Here is a 240-nt window from a genome sequence, read left to right as displayed (position 1 = left end):
GTATTGTGATTGAAGGAGCTTCCGTATGACTCAAAATGACCAAAGTTTACTAAGTGTGATAACTAAATTTACTGCAATGTTAGATAGTCTCGATGATTCAAAAAATTCATACGCTGACTTTCGTAATCTACTTCGTTTATTGATTCGTTTACAGCATCAAAAACATTCCATTCCAGTAGTTGAAATCGTGTCTCTAATAAAAGCATATAAACCTAACGTTTTCTATTTATTACGAAGGGA

The 240-nt window shown here is 32.5% G+C and carries 1 protein-coding gene; it reads left to right on the top strand.

The genetic code is table 11. The annotated features are described in order from the left end of the window. Positions 1–25: 25 nt before the first annotated feature. The coding region (locus tag AOA61_RS31680; RefSeq protein WP_218197298.1) for a hypothetical protein at positions 26–240 on the top strand (215 nt) is incomplete at its 3' end.

This window comes from Pseudomonas sp. 2995-1 (assembly GCF_002742505.1).
GTDB classification, from domain to species: Bacteria; Pseudomonadota; Gammaproteobacteria; order Pseudomonadales; family Pseudomonadaceae; genus Aquipseudomonas; species Aquipseudomonas sivasensis.
Note: the sequence above shows the minus strand (reverse complement) of the source record. Positions and strands in the feature narration are given on the sequence as shown.